Below are 15,458 nucleotides of genomic sequence, written 5' to 3'. Positions count from 1 at the left end.
TCATCTTTTCTATGCTGACGCGGAAGGAACCCCAGGAACTGAAGTTACGTTCTTTGACATTCCTCACCTTGGGCAAACATATAGGGGAACTTCAGATATTTCTACTGTATCACTAAGGGTTAGAAATTCAGATTCATTGTTATTTTGGAAAGAACGTTTTAATCAATTTGAGGTTGAGCATGACGAAATTCAAAAAAGAGCAAACCGTGATACACTGGCTTTCAGAGATTTCGAAGGGACTCGCTTAATACTGGTAGCCGATAACGGTGAAAAAGGTGTAAGAGCTGGGATTCCTTGGCAAAAAGATGACATTCCACTGGAACATGCCATTATTGGATTAGGACCTGTCACCCTCACAGTCGCAATTGCAGAACCAACTATCGGTGTTTTAACAGAAGTTATGGGTTTTCGATTAGCCGGTTCCTATCCTTCACTTGAAGGGGATTATCCAGATATATTGATTTATGCAACTGGAGAAGGCGGCAGCGGTGCGGAGGTTCATATTGAAACAAGACCCGATTTGCCAAGAGTCCGCTTAGGTCGTGGAGGTGTTCACCATGTTGCCTTCCGTATTCCGAATGAGGAAGAATATGATAAATGGGCAGCTCGTTTGAAAGAATTCAGGTTACCGACTTCAGGGAAAGTGGAACGGTATTACTTCAAGGCATTATATTTCAGGGAACCTAATGGTATCTTATTTGAATTATCAACGGATACACCAGGATTTGCGACGGATGAACCAATGGAAACAATGGGGGAAAAACTATCACTTCCGCCATTTTTGGAACCAAATCGAAAAGAGATAGAAGAAAAGTTAAGACCCTTAATTTTAAAATAAATCTAGGAGGGATATTTTATGAACCATCTAAAAGGAATACACCATGTAACTGCTATTACAAGCAGTGCAGAAAAGAACTATGAATTTTTCACTTATGTTTTAGGTATGCGTTTAGTTAAAAAAACGGTAAATCAAGATGATATTCAAACCTATCATCTATTCTTTGCAGATGATAAAGGCAGCGCAGGCACAGACATGACCTTCTTTGATTTCCCCGGCATTCCTAAAGGCGTACATGGGACAAACGAGATTTCAAAGACATCGTTCCGTGTACCGAGTGATGAATCTTTAGACTATTGGGTAAAACGTTTTGATCGTTTAGAAGTCAAACATACTGGAATCAAAGAGCAATTTGGCAAGAAAACCCTCTCTTTCGCTGATTTTGATGATCAGCAATATCAATTGATTTCAGATGAATTCAATATAGGGGTGGAATCTGGCACACCATGGCAAAAAGGTCCAATTCCACTGGAATATGCAATTACTGGTTTAGGACCTGTTTTTATCCGTATTGCGAACTTTGATTACTTTAAAGAAATGATGGAAAAAGTTCTATTATTTAAAGAGACAGATAAAGAAGGATCATTCCATTTATTTGAAGTGGGGGAAGGCGGAAATGGTGCCTCGGTCATTGTAGAATATAATGCCGTTCTTCCTGAATCTCAACAAGGTTTTGGGACGGTTCACCATGCGGCATTCCGTGTAGAAGATCGCTCTGTTTTAGAAGAATGGATTGAACGAATGAATAGTTTTGGTTTCCATACATCCGGTTATGTAAATCGTCACTTTTTTGAATCATTATACGCAAGAGTGGCACCGCAAATTTTATTTGAATTTGCTACAGATGGTCCTGGTTTTATGGGAGACGAACCTTATGAAACAGTTGGGGAAAAATTATCTTTACCCCCATTCTTAGAGCCTAAACGTACAGAAATAGAAAAATTAGTTCGCCCAATTGATACAGTGAGAAGTACAAAGGAATTCATAAAAGAATAAAAAAGAAAAATATCAAACAAACAGATAATTACGAAGTTCTTGACTACTTCTGAGGAAATGAATTAGTGTAATTGCTCTTAGTGTAAGTGAAAAGTATTAGAGAAAGGCTAGGTATCACATTTCCTAGCCTTTTTTATCGTTTCTGATACAAAACTGTATAGTTGGTTATATTTATACACAGTTATCAAGCTGAACTTATTGTATTAACGGGTCAGGGGATAACTTTAAAAAAGGAAAATTCGTAGTGTTGGCGAGTTTTCATTTTTTATTGCCTGACGAACATATTAATCTAAAAAATGTTAGTGCGTCAAAGAGAGACAAAATATAATCCCTTGACTTAGAGTACACTCTAAGTATTACTCTTACTTTGTGTCACAAATTAAAAATGAAGGAAGATATAGACATTTCAGATTTAATGGAGGCGGTTAAATTGACATATTCTATTGGAGAATTTTCTAAAATCGTTGGGTTAAGCGAACATACATTGAGGTTTTATGAAAAGGAAGGATTAATAAAAGTAAACAGAGACGATAACAATGTCAGGATCTACTCGGATGAAAATAAATTGTGGATTGAATCTTTGCTCCACCTAAAAAATACGGGGATGTCACTAAAAGACATGAGGAAATTTGCCATGTGGGGTCATCTCGGCGATGAAACAATGGAAGAACGGTTGGCTTTACTTAAAAATCATCGAAAAAAAGTAGTGGAAGAATTTGAGAAGCTTCGTCAAAGTTTAGAGCATCTGGATAATAAAATTAATTTTTATGAAAATGAATTAGGAGACTGTTTCTCTACAAATTAGCAGCCAAATGGTTTTCACATTTGCCTCCTTTTTGATTAATCCGTACAGACAGCTTTCGAAATCATGTTTTTTCGGAAAAAATATTCATTTAAAAGCACTTGCTTTAGAGTGAACTCTAAGGATTAATCTATTCATGCACCATATGATACACCTAATAAATTAGTGCAAAACTAATTAGAACATATAAACTAACATACTGAAAGAGGTTAGAAAATGAACACAAAATATAGTAACTTATTTGAATCATTGACATTTAAAAATGGAATCACCATTAAAAATAGAGTTGTTATGGCACCAATGACTACTTGGTCCAGCAATGATGATTACACTGTTTCAGATCAAGAAGTGAACTATTATAAAAAAAGAGTCCATGGAGTAGGACTTGTTATTACTGGCTGTACTCATGTGCAACCCAACGGTATAGGTTTTACACACGAATTCGCAGCTCATGACGATAAATTTATTCCAAGTCTACGGAAATTGGCGGATGCGGCGAAAAGTGGAGGAGCTCCTGCGTTACTTCAAATTTTCCATGCAGGCAACAAGGCACTGCCATCTTTAACTCCAAATGGTGATGTGGTTAGCTCCAGTGCTGTAGAGACTGAAGCTACTGCATTTGCTCCTTCTGTATTACCTAGAGAACTATCAAATGATGAAATACTGGAAGTGATTCATGCGTTTGGAGAAACAACCAGACGAGCTATTGAAGCTGGTTTTGATGGTGTTGAAGTTCATGGTGCACACGGATTTTTACTTCAAAACTTCTTCTCTCCTTTCTTCAATAGACGTGAGGATGAATGGGGTGGCTCTCTAGAAAATCGCTTGCGTTTCCCATTGGCAGTCATTCAGGAAATCAAGAAAGTGATTAAGAACCATGCAACAAAGCCGTTTATTTTCGGATACAGAATATCACCTGAAGAACAAGGCGGTTATGGGATGGAAGATGCCTATGAATTAATTGACCGTCTGGTTGAACAGGATTTGGATTACATCCATGTATCGCTTGATGATGTATCTTCAAGACCACGAGGCATTGAAGATGGAAAAACACGGCTTGAATTAATTCTTGAACAAATAAACGGCAGAGTTTCTGTAATGGCTGCAGGTTCTATGGTAACTGCAGATGATATTGCATCTGCATTAGATAAGGGTCTATCCCTAGCAGCAGTTGGTCATACGTTACTCATGAATCCTGACTGGGTAGAAAAGGTTCAAAATGGAAAAGAAACTGAAATTAAGACAGCAATTAATACTTCACAAGTGAGCGATCTTGAGCTTCCAGAAAAACTTTGGGGGATAATTCAAGCTTCAGGTCCATGGTTTAAGATCGAAGATTAAAATCGAAAAGAATAGTTACTGTTTTTGGGGCTGCTTATTTGGTATCTAAGACATTAATACAATTAAAATGAAGATTGAATTCTAAGCTTGTGAAGCTTTGTAATTAATCAAACGGCGGCTTTACTACAATAAGGAATGAAATTAATAAACCTAAAATATGCAAGTTTTTATACAATACTTGCTCATTTTAGGCTTTTTCCCATTTAAACACACTGCTATAAACAGCATTTTTATTCGTCAAAACACGACTCATGGAATTGTCTACGAAAAGAAGGAGCTCCCTTACTTGCTAACATGGTTGAAAATTTCTTAAAGATAATGAACAATTTTAATTGATTTGTTCATTAGTAAACATATTGCGTTGAATTAACAATTGTAAGCATCCTATATCTGTTTATAATTATTTACAGTTGTTCATTAATGAATCAATATTTAATTTTAAAACAACTAGAGTTAAGAAGATTTGCAATAAACTGAAGCAGTAAAATCGGGGGGATTAAATTGCAACAGAAGTCTTTAGCGTTGCCATCCATAAAGTTATTTACCAATAGGGATTTATTCATATTATTTGTGCCGCTTATCATAGAGCAGGGTTTAGAATATTTGGTGGGATTGGCAGATTCTATTATGGTAGCCCATGTAGGTGAATCTGCAGTATCTGGAGTTTCTCTTGTAGACTTTGTTATGGCTTTACTCATTAGTTTGTTTGCAGCACTTGCAACAGGTGGGGCAGTAATTGCGGGACAATACTTGGGCAGGAAACAGCTGGAAGAATCAAGGGAAGCAGCTAATCAATTGGTATGGTTTGCTGGTGCTGTTTCTATTATCATCATTCTTATTATCTATCTAATCAAACCACTATTTATAAAAAGTCCCTTATTGGGGTTTTTCTGTGTCCATTTCACAAAAACCCGTTTATAATCAAACTCAATAATGTGAGCGGAGGACATATAATGGTAGGCACATTTGTGTCGCTGTACAGTAGCTGAACAAATAAGGATGGACCATTAAAAGGCAATTGAACTATATTTTATATTATTACGTAAAATATAAATTTGACGTAATAAACTCAATTATGTAAAATATAGAAGTGAGGTGATTTTATGGTAAATCAGGATAAACTAACAAATTATAAAAAATTGCAAACCATACTTAACGAATTACCGTGGTATGTTGATGAATACATAAACCACAAACTCAGAAAACTTTCGACGGCTTCCTTATATAATTACTGTCATGATTATAAAATCTTCTTCAACTGGATAATTAGCGAGCAATTAGTGTCTGGCAACGTCAAAGATGTTCCTTTGGAACGTCTGGAGCAAATGACAGTTTTAGAGGTTGAAAGTTTTTTAAACTATCTCCATTATCAATTAAATAATAAAGAACTCACCGTAAATCGGAAATTATCTGCATTAAAATCACTATTTAATTACATGCAAAACATTGCTGAAACACCAGATTTAAAACCATACATTAATCGTAATGTCATGGCGAAAATTGAATTTAATGAAGTAAAAGACAGCATGGAAACAAAAGCAAATAAAATGGAAGGCAAAATCCTTCTTGGCGATGAATATGAGAAGTTTCGCCTCTTTGTTGCTAAAGATTATGGCGAAATGAACAAAGATAACAAAAAAATCTCTAACTTTTATCAATTAAATAAGGAGCGTGATACAGCGATTGTGTCATTAATCTTAGGATCCGGTCTTCGTCTTTCGGAGTTAGTTGGAATTGAATTAGACGATATCGATTTTAGTAAGTATTGTGTACGAGTCATTCGAAAAGGTAATAAAGAACAATTTGTTTTTTTTAGCCAAGTGGCAATGGCTGACCTGAAAGAATATCTGTCGATTCGTACTGCTAAGTACCAGGTTGATAAGGCCAATACGGCGTTGTTTATTTCTGCACCTATTGGACCAAAAGGAAAATCACGAAGATTAACGGGAAGATCCGTTGAAAAATTAATTGAAAAATATGCCACCGCATTTGGTAAACCAGCATTATCCGTACATAAGCTGCGGCATTCGTTTGCGACCAGATACCATGCTGAAATCAATGATGTACCAAAATTAAGACGTCAATTAGGTCATTCATCGATCCAAACCACAATGATTTACACTCATATTAAAAATGATGATTTAAAAATTGCTGTTGATAAAATGGATATGCCAAAAGAACAACTGGATTAATAATAACTGTCTGTAAAAAGGCAGTTAATTTTTTTATTTTATCAGTTTACATAATATTATTATGTAACAAAAAAATGAAAAATCTCAATTTCAAAGTATACTTAAGAAAATGAGACGGAATAAATTTTTTAATATTTTTCATCTTGCAAAATTAAAAATGCGTTTAGAAAGCTCATATGCTCTCCAAACGCATTTTTTTATCCTACATTTTTCATCGAATTGCTTCCAGTAAACTGACTATTATACAAATCTGCATAAAAGCCGCCTTTTTCAAGTAATTCGATGTGATTTCCTTTTTCAATCACACTGCCGTTATTCATCACAAGGATTAAATCTGCATCACGAATCGTCGACAATCTGTGTGCTATAACAAAGCTTGTGCGCCCTTTCATTAAATGGTTCATCGCCTTTTGAATTTGTACCTCTGTGCGAGTATCTACACTACTTGTTGCTTCATCGAGTATTAGAATCGCTGGATTCGCGAGTATCGCTCTGGCAATGGTTAACAATTGCTTTTGGCCCTGAGAAATATTGGATGCTTCCTCGTTCAATATCGTATCATAACCGTCTGGAAGAGTTCGGATAAAATGGTCCGCATTGGCTGCTCGCGCCGCTGCCACCACTTCCTCTTTTGTTGCCCCTTCCCTTCCGTATGCAATATTATCAAAAATCGTACTGTTAAACAGCCAGGTATCCTGAAGCACCATACCGAATAAACTCCTTAAGTGCTCCCTTTTTAATTCTCTCGTGTCAATGCCATCAATCAAAATTCGACCGGAATTAATCTCGTAGAACCGCATTAACAAATTAATAAGTGTGGTCTTCCCTGCCCCTGTTGGTCCGACAATTGCAACCGTCTGGCCAGATTTCACATCAATTTGCATATCTTCGATTAAGATTTCATTTTCCTCGTAGCCAAAAGTAACGCGTTCAAATGTTACTTCACCCCTCGGAGTAGAAATCACTTTCGCATGCACCGCTTCTGGGACCTCTTCGGTTTCATCTAATATTTCAAACACACGTTCGGCACTGGCAATTGTGGATTGAATCACGTTGGCAATCGATGCTGTTTGTGCAATTGGTTGAGAAAATTGCCGCGCATATTGGATAAAGGCCTGAATATCACCAATTTCAATCGCTTTTTTTGTGACTAAGATTCCACCAACGACGGATACAAGGACATAGCCAATATTATTGATAAATGACATAAGCGGCATAATCATTCCAGAAACAAACTGTGCCTTCCAGGCTGATTGGTAGAGTGTTTCATTAATTCCTTCAAATTTGTCAATCGATTTCTGCTCATGGCCAAATACTTTGACTATCTTATGTCCTGTATACATTTCTTCCACATGCCCATTTAGCTGGCCTAGTGATTTTTGCTGTCCTTTAAAATATTGTTGTGACTTTTTGGCGATTTTTGCAATCGCTACACCACTAAGTGGCAGTGTCACAATTACGATCAATGTCATCAATGGACTGATTGATAGCATCATGATGATTACCCCGATAATTGTAACTACTGAGGTAATCAACTGGGTTAAGCTTTGCTGCAAGGTTGTGCTGATATTATCGACATCATTGACCGCACGGCTTAGAATTTCCCCATGGGTACGTGCATCAAAGTATTTTAACGGCAGCCTGTTAAGCTTTTCTTCCACTTCTTTACGGAGATTATAAACGGTCTTTTGTGCGACACCAGCCATGATATATTGTTGTAAATAAGCAAAAATCGCACTCAATATATATAGACATATTAGTAAAATAATAATTTGACCGATATAATCAAAATCTATTTTAGCCCCAGGAACCCCTTTGAGCTTCATCATCAAGCCTTCAAATAATTTTGTGGTTGCCTTCCCCATGATTTTAGGACTGACAATTGCAAAAATCGTACTGATAATGGCAGTAATTAATACGGAAAGTAGCTGTAATTTATAAGGCTTCAAATAGCTGATTAATCTGTTTAGCGTTCCTTTAAAATTCTTTGCTTTTTGGACAGGCATGCCCATTCCCATCGGACCAAATCCACCACCAGGCCCAAATTTGCGCGCCCCAGATTCTTGATTTTTGGGTTCCTTGCTCATGCGATTTCCTCCTCTGACAGCTGCGACATCACAATCTCTCGATAAACCGCACTCGACTCCATCAAATCTTTATGCGTGCCGATTCCGGTTATCTCTCCATTATCTAGGACAATAATCTGGTCTGCGTCGATAATTGTACTCACTCGTTGTGCAACGATTAATACCGTTGAATTGCCAGTTTCCCCTTTTAGTGCAGCGCGCAGCTTGGCATCTGTTTTAAAGTCCAATGCGGAAAAGCTGTCATCAAATATATAAATCTCAGGCTTCCGAACGAGGGCTCGAGCGATGGATAACCGCTGTTTCTGTCCGCCAGAAACATTTGTTCCCCCTTGGGAGATTACCGCATCAAAACCTTCTGGCATGTTTGAAATGAATTCTTTCGCCTGTGCAATTTCGGCAGCATGATCGACCTCTTCTTTCGATGCATTTTCTTTCCCATAACGAATGTTCTCTGCGATTGTGCCTGTAAATAGCACTGATTGCTGTGGGACAAACCCAATCTTTTCTCTAAGCTGTTCTTGGGTCATATCTCTTACATCAATTCCATCGACAAGAACCTTACCACTATCGACATCATAAAAACGAGGAATTAAGTTAATCAGTGTCGATTTTCCAGAGCCTGTTCCCCCAATAATAGCTGTTATTTCACCAGGCTTCATCGAGAAAGAAATATTTGAAATTGCAGGCATTTCTGCTCCAGGATAACTGAAGGTAACATCCTGAAATTCTACGTGGCCTTTTGTGCCTTTTCCTGATAACGTCGAAGATGGATCCTTAATATCGGCTACCGTCTCCAGCACTTCGTGGATTCGGACAGCAGATACCGATGCCCTTGGTATCATCACAAACATCATTGATAGCATGATGAAAGAGAACATAATTTGCATGGCATATTGGATAAACGCCATCATATCACCGACCTGCATATGCCCATTGCTAATCCTCAGTCCGCCAAACCAGACAATGGCTACCGTGGAGAGGTTTAGAACAATCATCATAATCGGCATCATTGCAGCCATGATTTTATTTACTTTTATAGCTGTTTGCGTTAAATCCCAATTGGCTTCATCAAAACGCTTCTTCTCATGCTCGACTCGATTAAATGAGCGAATAACACGAATACCAGTTAAGTTTTCTCGTAAAACTCGATTGAGATTATCCAATTTTACCTGCATTGCTTTAAATAGTGGAATTCCTTTTCTTGCGATTATGACGATCGCCAGTACGAGAATTGGCAAAGCGACAGCAAGAACTAACGTTAGCTTGGTATCCTTTGAATAGGCCATAATGATGCCGCCAATACACATCATCGGTGCCATCGCCATCATTCGTAACATCATTACTAATACTTGCTGGATTTGAGTAATATCGTTGGTAGTTCTTGTAATCAATGAAGCAGTTCCAAGTTTATCAAACTCGTGCAGTGAAAAGTTTCCTACGTGAGAGAAAATTTTGCTCCGCAAGAGCTTTCCAAACCCTGATGCTGCTTTTGCTGAGTAGAAACTCGCAGCAATGGAACAAATCATCCCTCCTGCCGCGACGAGCAGCATGAAACCACCAATTTTCCATATGTAGTTGGTATCACCAGTCACGACACCCTTGTCAACAATGTCAGCCATTAACGTTGGCAAATAAAGTTCTGACAATGACTGTAAAAGCACTAGGCCTAACACCAAATAGATGGGTAATTGAAATGGTTTTAGAAATCTGGTTAATTTGATCAACATCTCTCAACTCCATTTTAATAATTGATAAGTAACTTTATCCTATTTTTATGAACTAAATATGAACAAATATATTTATTTAGTTTATTAAGAAGATCATTTGGCTTGTTAAGCAAACATAAGTATATTCCCGACTGGAAATTCCGTCAAATTTTTGCAAAAAAAAAAACACAGGGAATCCTGTGTTTAGCGATCAATTATTTATTTCTTTATTAACCACCGTGCCGATGAGCTTCCAATGCCCTTTTTCAAACGACCAAGTAGATTTAACTAATGCAATAAGATCCGCATTTGCGATTCCTGTTACCTTCTGCTCCCCAAGTAATCCCACTTTATTGCCCTCTAATTGTATCGGTTGGAGACTGCTATAAGGGTTAACGGTTAGTTCTGTAGGCTCATTTAATTTTCCTTTATAATAAAGACCGAGCTTTTTATAATACTTTTGACGGTCCTTTAAATCAAACCGATAGGATTTTCCTGTTTTAGCAAGTTTGATTTCAGCTTTAAACCCATTTAAAAAATGGCTATCCATTTCAAGCGGCTCAGGTAAGGCTAAATTCGTATGGACAAAATCCTTCATAGAATAAGAGTAGTTATGAACAATTCGCTTATTTTCTCCTGTTAACACACTTGCAAACACATCCTTCACCCCATCATGGTTTAAGTCCACTAGCAGGAGTGACGCCTTAGCACCACTTTCCAAAGGGAAGGAAAAGGTCTTTCCATTGGAGGCGGCAATTTCAATATAGATTTTCTCTAAAAATGTATCTTCTTTCTGATAAGGAACACCCTTTAAAAGGATTTGTTCCTCCTTTTCGTCTCCTGTAATATCTGCTTGCTCTTTTGTTATGGTGACCGTTTTTGTAGTTTCTTCAATTGCATAAACCCCAGTAATCGCAGTAAGTGACATGAGAAAAAACGAAGCAATCACCAGAAGCATCTCTTTTTTCATCCATGAACCCTCCCAACTCTGTTATTAGTTAGTATGTCCAGTTTTGGAAAAAAGATGAAAAAGGGACTCTCTTATTTTAAGAGAGTCCACAAAAAATTATTCATTTGGTTTTTCAGGTGCTGCTACTTTCCAAACAGTGGTTATCTTGCCGTTATCATCCTCATCAAGTATAAACGAGCCATTCGAATAACGGTCACTGAAGTGAATATCTACTGTATGAAGTGTTTCGATATGTCCTTTTTCCGTTTGGAGATAAATAACATCCAGCTCATTAGCAATAACAAATCCGGTGATTCGGTGTGGGTTTGATTTAAGCTCTCTTAAAATGACAACCCCGCGCTTGGCTCGAGTTGCTTTTTCAAACTCTTTCATTTTCATTCTCTTCACAGCTCCACGCTGCGTCGCAATAACGATCGTTTCGTTACTATCTGAATGAATGATTTTTCCGCCAATGACAAAATCGTCATCCTTTAAATTCATCCCTTTAACTCCTGCAGCACGTGCACCGACAATACTGATTTCTTCTTCATGAAACCATAAGGAGTAACCTAAGTGGGTGATTAAGAATAATTCTTTCGTTCCATCTGTTAAATGAACATCAGTAACTTGATCATCATCCTTAAGATTGATGCCAACAAGCGGTTTGGAATATCGCTGTGCTTTATATTGTTTAAGCTCTGTTTTCTTAACCATGCCATTTTTCGTGACAAAGACAAGGAATAGATTTGCCTCAAAGTCTTTCACCGGAATCGCTTGGATAATCTCTTCATCACGTTCAATTGGAATAATATTCGCGACATGCTGTCCAAGGTCTTTCCACCTTATATCCGGAAGCTCATGCACAGGGCAGAATAAATAATTTCCTTTATTCGTGAAGAGGAGAAGGACATCCTTTGTATTCATTTCAAGCTGAGCTAACAAACGGTCTGAATCTTTCATCGCTAAATCCTGGCCATTGGAAGCTGCATATGAACGTGGGCTCGTCCGTTTTACATACCCTTGTTTTGTGATTGTTACAATCACGTCTTCGCTAGGGACGGTTACTTCAAGATTGATTTTCAATTCTTCGATTTCAGCTTCAATCTTAGAACGACGCGCATCTGCAAAACGTTTCTTCACATCTTTTAATTCCTTTTTAATGACAGAGAAAAGAGTTTTCTCACTTGCTAAAATACTAGTAAGCTCGTCAATTTTCTTCGCTAATTCTTCCGCTTCCTGCCTCAGTGCAGTGATATCGGTGTTTGTTAAGCGATAAAGCTGTAAGGAAACGATCGCTTCAGCTTGCATCTCTGTGAAACCATACTTTGCCATCAAATTATCTTTTGCATCGCGTTTATCCTTGGATGCACGGATGGTGGCAATTACTTCATCAAGGATGGATAAAGCTTTCATTAATCCTTCAACGATATGCTGACGCTCTTTCGCTTTATTAAGGTCATATTGCGACCTTCTTGTAACAACTTCTTTTTGGTGCTCGATATAGGCATCCAGCATGTCTCTAAGTCCCATTAATTTTGGACGTTTTTTATAGATGGCAACCATATTAAAATTGTAGGTTACTTGAAGATCACTATTTTTATATAAATAGTTCAAGACACCTTCTGCATCGGCATCTTTCTTTAAATCAATGACTATTCTTAAGCCTGTTCGGTCCGTTTCATCGCGGATTTCTGAAATTCCTTCTACTTTTCGATCGAGACGGAATTCATCCATTTTTTTAACAAGATTGGCTTTATTGACTTCATAGGGTATTTCGGTAATGACAATTTGCTGCTTACCGCCGCGTACCTCTTCTATTTCTGCTTTGCTCCGGACGATAATTTTCCCTTTACCAGTTTCATAGGCTTTTCTAATCCCATCAATCCCTTGAATGATACCGCCTGTAGGGAAATCTGGCCCTTTAATGATGGTCATCAGTTCGTCTACAGATACATCCGGTTGATCCATTCTCTTGATTACCCCGTCAATGATTTCTCCAAGGTGATGCGGGGGAATATCCGTTGCGTAACCTGCTGAAATTCCTGTCGAACCATTGACAAGAAGGTTCGGGAACATCGCTGGCAAGACCGTTGGTTCTTTCGATGTATCATCAAAGTTTGGAATAAATTCAACGGTATTTTTTTCGATGTCGCGCATTAATTCAGCAGCAATCGCTGAAAGCCTTGCTTCAGTATAACGCATTGCTGCCGGCGGATCACCATCAACGCTACCGTTGTTTCCGTGCATTTGAACGAGAACGTTTCGAACCTTCCAGTCCTGACTCATCCGCACCATTGCCTCATAAACAGAGGTATCACCGTGTGGGTGGTAGTTACCGATGACATTACCAACGGTTTTTGCTGATTTTCGAAAGCCTTTATCGTACGTATTTCCTTCCACATGCATCGCATAAAGAATTCTTCGCTGTACAGGCTTTAGGCCGTCACGGGCATCCGGAAGGGCACGTTCTTGAATGATGTACTTACTATATCTTCCAAAACGATCACCAATTACATCTTCTAGAGGCAAGTCACGGAATTTTTCATTTGTACTCATCCTTCAGAACCCTCCTCGGAGACCGTAATATTTTCATTTTCTAAAATGGTGTCATCTTCCTCTAAACCAAATGCTACATTACTTTCGATCCACTTACGGCGCGGTTCAACCTTGTCGCCCATAAGGGTTGTAACGCGGCGTTCTGCTCGTGCAACATCATCAATTTTTACACGAATCAAAGTCCGTGTTTCTGGATCCATTGTTGTATCCCATAGCTGGTCGGCATTCATTTCACCCAGTCCTTTATAACGCTGAATAATATAGCCTCTGCCAACTTTTTTCAGGGCACCCTGGAGCTCATCATCACTCCAAGCATATTCGATAATTTCCTTTTTGCCTGTCCCTTTACTCACTTTATAAAGCGGCGGGAGGGCAATAAACACTTTGCCTGCTTCTAGCAGCGGCTTCATATATCGATAAAAGAAGGTAAGTAATAAGACCTGAATATGTGCTCCATCGGTATCAGCATCCGTCATAATGACAATTTTATCATAGTTGATATCTTCTACATTAAAATCCGTACCGACCCCACCGCCAATTGCATGGATGATCGTATTGATTTCTTCATTTTTAAAAATGTCAGAGAGTTTTGCTTTTTCCGTATTGATTACTTTACCTCTAAGTGGAAGTACGGCTTGAAAGCGGCGGTCACGCCCTTGTTTTGCGGAACCTCCCGCGGAATCACCCTCCACCAGGTATAGTTCATTTCTTTGCGGATTACGTGATTGGGCAGGTGTTAGTTTACCAGACAAAACGGCATCCGAACGTTTCCGTTTTTTACCGCTCCTAGCATCCTCACGAGCTTTTCTAGCAGCCTCTCGAGCTTGATAGGCTTTAATCGATTTTTTGATAAGAAGGGAGCTAATATCAGGGTTCTCTTCAAGAAAGTAGGAGAGATGTTCAGAAACAACAGCATCGACTGCTGACCTAGCCTCACTAGTTCCTAATTTCCCCTTTGTTTGTCCTTCGAACTGAAGTAGTTCTTCCGGGATTCGAACGGAGATTATTGCCGATAAACCTTCGCGGATATCTGCACCATCAAGGTTTTTGTCTTTATCTTTTAAGAATGAAACCTTGCGGGCATAATCGTTAAATACCCTTGTCATTGCTGTTTTTGCCCCTGCTTCATGGGTACCGCCATCTCTTGTGCGGACATTATTGACAAAGGAGAGGACATTTTCGGAATAGCCATCATTAAATTGAAACGCAAAATCCACTTCTATTCCATGCTGAGATCCTTCTAAGCTGATAACCGGATGAAGGACATCCTTTTCTTCGTTTAAATAAGCAACGAAGGCTTCAATCCCATTCTCATAATGAAAGACTTCATGGAAATCATTACGATCATCGATAATATCGATTTTCAATCCTTTTAGCAAGAAGGCTGACTCTCGTAACCTCTCACATAAGGTTTCGAAATTGTAAGTAGTCGTCGAAAAAATGGTCGGATCTGGCTTAAAATGAATCGTTGTTCCCGTTTGATTGGTTTTGCCGATTTTTTCGAGAGTGGTTGCTGGCTTTCCGCCATTTTCAAAGCGCTGTTCATATACGAAACCGTCCCTTTTAATCGTGACAGTTAACCATTCAGATAATGCATTAACTACCGATGCACCAACACCATGCAAACCCCCGCTTGTTTTATATCCGCCTTGGCCGAACTTTCCGCCGGCATGAAGCACTGTTAAAATAACCTCTGGTGTCGGTTTCCCCATTTTGTGCATACCCGTAGGCATGCCGCGCCCTCGGTCATTAACACTAATTGAATTATCTTTGTGTATTTTTACAATGATTTGATCACCAAATCCTCCAAGTGCTTCATCGACAGAATTGTCGACAATCTCATAAACGAGGTGATGAAGACCACGTGAATCGGTGCTGCCAATGTACATTCCTGGACGCTTTCGAACCGCCTCTAGACCTTCTAGTACCTGTATGGCATCATCATTATAATCAAAAGCTTGCTGATTCCTTGCCACTAAAATACCCCTTTC

At 38.6% G+C, this 15,458-nt stretch carries 11 protein-coding genes; 6 read left to right on the top strand and 5 right to left on the bottom strand.

The window, feature by feature from the left end:
- From COE25_RS27670 to xerS, 6 genes are all read left to right on the top strand, one after another.
- Positions 1-838 (top strand): ring-cleaving dioxygenase (locus tag COE25_RS27670; RefSeq protein ID WP_098934929.1); only part of this gene is annotated, 838 nt, incomplete at its 5' end.
- A gap of 18 nt (positions 839-856) precedes the next feature.
- Entirely contained in the window at positions 857-1,834 is a 978-nt protein-coding gene (locus COE25_RS27665) for a ring-cleaving dioxygenase (RefSeq protein WP_098934928.1), read from the top strand.
- A gap of 430 nt (positions 1,835-2,264) precedes the next feature.
- Positions 2,265-2,639 carry a MerR family transcriptional regulator gene (locus tag COE25_RS27660; RefSeq protein ID WP_088087676.1) on the top strand — a complete coding sequence of 125 codons (375 nt, stop codon included), beginning with the start codon at positions 2,265-2,267 and terminating at the stop codon, positions 2,637-2,639.
- A 213-nt stretch (positions 2,640-2,852) separates the two neighbouring features.
- Entirely contained in the window at positions 2,853-3,977 is a 1,125-nt protein-coding gene (locus COE25_RS27655; RefSeq protein ID WP_098934927.1) for an NADH-dependent flavin oxidoreductase, read from the top strand.
- 501 nt (positions 3,978-4,478) lie between these two features.
- Positions 4,479-4,898, top strand: coding sequence for an MATE family efflux transporter (locus tag COE25_RS27650; RefSeq protein ID WP_257208999.1), 420 nt, complete (start codon positions 4,479-4,481; stop codon positions 4,896-4,898).
- 182 nt (positions 4,899-5,080) lie between these two features.
- Positions 5,081-6,169 (top strand): tyrosine recombinase XerS, encoded by a 1,089-nt coding sequence (gene xerS, locus COE25_RS27645; protein ID WP_098934926.1) that lies wholly within the window; start codon positions 5,081-5,083, stop codon positions 6,167-6,169.
- Positions 6,170-6,366: 197 nt separating this feature from the next.
- On the opposite strand, the gene COE25_RS27640 is transcribed toward xerS, so the two are convergent.
- The 5 genes from COE25_RS27640 to parE all read right to left on the bottom strand — a co-directional run bounded on the left by COE25_RS27640 (position 6,367) and on the right by parE (position 15,443).
- Positions 6,367-8,256 (bottom strand): ABC transporter ATP-binding protein, encoded by a 1,890-nt coding sequence (locus tag COE25_RS27640; protein WP_098934925.1) that lies wholly within the window; start codon positions 8,254-8,256, stop codon positions 6,367-6,369.
- On the bottom strand, positions 8,253-9,980 hold the full coding sequence (locus COE25_RS27635) for an ABC transporter ATP-binding protein (RefSeq protein WP_098934932.1): 1,728 nt from the start codon (positions 9,978-9,980) through the stop codon (positions 8,253-8,255). Before COE25_RS27635 ends, COE25_RS27640 begins: the two co-directional genes overlap by 4 nt.
- 193 nt (positions 9,981-10,173) lie before the next feature.
- On the bottom strand, positions 10,174-10,932 hold the full coding sequence (locus tag COE25_RS27630; protein WP_098934924.1) for a hypothetical protein: 759 nt from the start codon (positions 10,930-10,932) through the stop codon (positions 10,174-10,176).
- 96 nt (positions 10,933-11,028) lie between these two features.
- Complete coding sequence (gene parC, locus COE25_RS27625; RefSeq protein WP_098934923.1) at positions 11,029-13,467, bottom strand: DNA topoisomerase IV subunit A; 2,439 nt, start codon at positions 13,465-13,467, stop codon at positions 11,029-11,031.
- The gene (gene parE / locus COE25_RS27620) at positions 13,464-15,443 is read right to left on the bottom strand and encodes a DNA topoisomerase IV subunit B (protein WP_098934922.1); all 1,980 of its coding nucleotides are present in this window, start codon (positions 15,441-15,443) and stop codon (positions 13,464-13,466) included. The genes parC and parE overlap by 4 nt, the downstream gene beginning before the upstream one ends.
- Positions 15,444-15,458 lie beyond the last annotated feature (15 nt).

The sequence above is a fragment of the Bacillus sp. AFS031507 genome, assembly GCF_002584635.1.
Lineage (GTDB): Bacteria > Bacillota > Bacilli > Bacillales > Cytobacillaceae > Neobacillus.
The sequence above is the reverse complement of the archived record's forward strand: the minus strand, read 5'-3'. Positions and strand labels throughout refer to the sequence as shown.